The following is a 1,037-nucleotide window of genomic DNA, read 5'->3' on the forward strand; positions in this document are numbered from 1 at the left end:
ACCTCTGCCTTACCACTTGGCTACACCGCCATTGAATATTTATTTAATAGATTGGGATAGCTGGATTCGAACCAGCGCATAATAGAGTCAAAGTCTAGTGCCTTACCGCTTGGCTATATCCCAATGCTAGGGCGGAATATGGGATTCGAACCCATGTATGCCGGATCCACAAACCGGTGTGTTAACCCCTTCACCAATTCCGCCATGAGGTAAACAGGGATAGTAGGAATTGAACCCACACTAGCGGTTTTGGAGACCGATGTACTACCTTTATACTATATCCCTATTATGGAGGAGGGTGGATTCGAACCGCCGAACTCAGAGAGAGCGGTTTTACAGACCGCCGCGTTTAGCCACTTCGCTACTCCTCCAGGCTGATGGCGCGGGACGGAATCGAACCGCCGACACAAGGAGCTTCAATCCTTTGCTCTACCAACTGAGCTACCGAGCCATCCTACGGTCCATATCAGATTTGAACTGATGATCTTCTCCGTGACAGGGAGACGAGATAAACCACTGCTCCAATGGACCATATTGCGGGAGGTGGATTTGAACCACCGACCTTCGGGTTATGAGCCCGACGAGCTACCATACTGCTCCATCCCGCGATGTTATAAAGGAGGATGTGGGATTTGAACCCACGCACGGCAAGACCGTCTAACGGTTTTCAAAACCGTCCCCTTAAGCCACTTGGGTAATCCTCCAAATGTAAAAATACCAATAAACGTTGGTAATGACCCGTACGGGATTTGAACCCATGTTACCGCCGTGAAAGGGCGATGTCTTAACCACTTGACCAACGGGTCATGTTCTGAATCAAAGCACATTCAATAGTATACTAGATAAGCGCCAAAATGCAAGAAGAAATTGCCAAAAAATTACAACTTTTTGAAAAAAGCGCTTTTATCCTTGAAAAAGCAAAAAACTCAATGCCAATTTTGACATTGAGTTTATTTATTATTCTTCACTTTGTTGCTGCTGCAACAGAACTTGATCGTACTTTTTAATAAAAGGCCAATAAACAATTGCGGATAAAG

The 1,037-nt window shown here is 45.5% G+C and carries 1 protein-coding gene and 9 tRNA genes; 1 reads left to right on the plus strand and 9 read right to left on the minus strand.

Annotated elements, in window-relative coordinates; translation table 11 throughout:
* Positions 1-51: 51 nt before the first annotated feature.
* The 9 genes from J6569_RS11120 to J6569_RS11160 all read right to left on the minus strand — a co-directional run bounded on the left by J6569_RS11120 (position 52) and on the right by J6569_RS11160 (position 806).
* Positions 52-123 (minus strand) — tRNA-Gln (locus tag J6569_RS11120).
* Positions 124-130: 7 nt separating this feature from the next.
* Positions 131-203 (minus strand) — tRNA-His (locus J6569_RS11125).
* Between the two features lie 11 nt (positions 204-214).
* Positions 215-285: transfer RNA gene (locus J6569_RS11130), tRNA-Trp, on the minus strand.
* Positions 286-289: 4 nt separating this feature from the next.
* Positions 290-371: transfer RNA gene (locus J6569_RS11135), tRNA-Tyr, on the minus strand.
* Between the two features lie 7 nt (positions 372-378).
* Positions 379-451, minus strand: a tRNA-Phe gene (locus tag J6569_RS11140).
* A 6-nt stretch (positions 452-457) separates the two neighbouring features.
* A tRNA-Asp gene (locus tag J6569_RS11145) sits at positions 458-531 on the minus strand.
* 3 nt (positions 532-534) lie between these two features.
* A tRNA-Met gene (locus tag J6569_RS11150) sits at positions 535-608 on the minus strand.
* A 9-nt stretch (positions 609-617) separates the two neighbouring features.
* A tRNA-Ser gene (locus J6569_RS11155) sits at positions 618-704 on the minus strand.
* A gap of 30 nt (positions 705-734) precedes the next feature.
* Positions 735-806 (minus strand) — tRNA-Glu (locus tag J6569_RS11160).
* 48 nt (positions 807-854) lie between these two features.
* On the opposite strand from J6569_RS11160, the gene J6569_RS11165 reads away from it, so the two are divergent.
* Positions 855-1,007: a hypothetical protein gene (locus tag J6569_RS11165; RefSeq protein ID WP_296318525.1), complete on the plus strand. Its 153-nt coding sequence runs from the start codon at positions 855-857 to the stop codon at positions 1,005-1,007.
* Positions 1,008-1,037 lie beyond the last annotated feature (30 nt).

The organism is Gilliamella sp. (assembly GCF_024104075.1).
Taxonomy (GTDB): domain Bacteria; phylum Pseudomonadota; class Gammaproteobacteria; order Enterobacterales; family Orbaceae; genus Gilliamella; species Gilliamella bombi.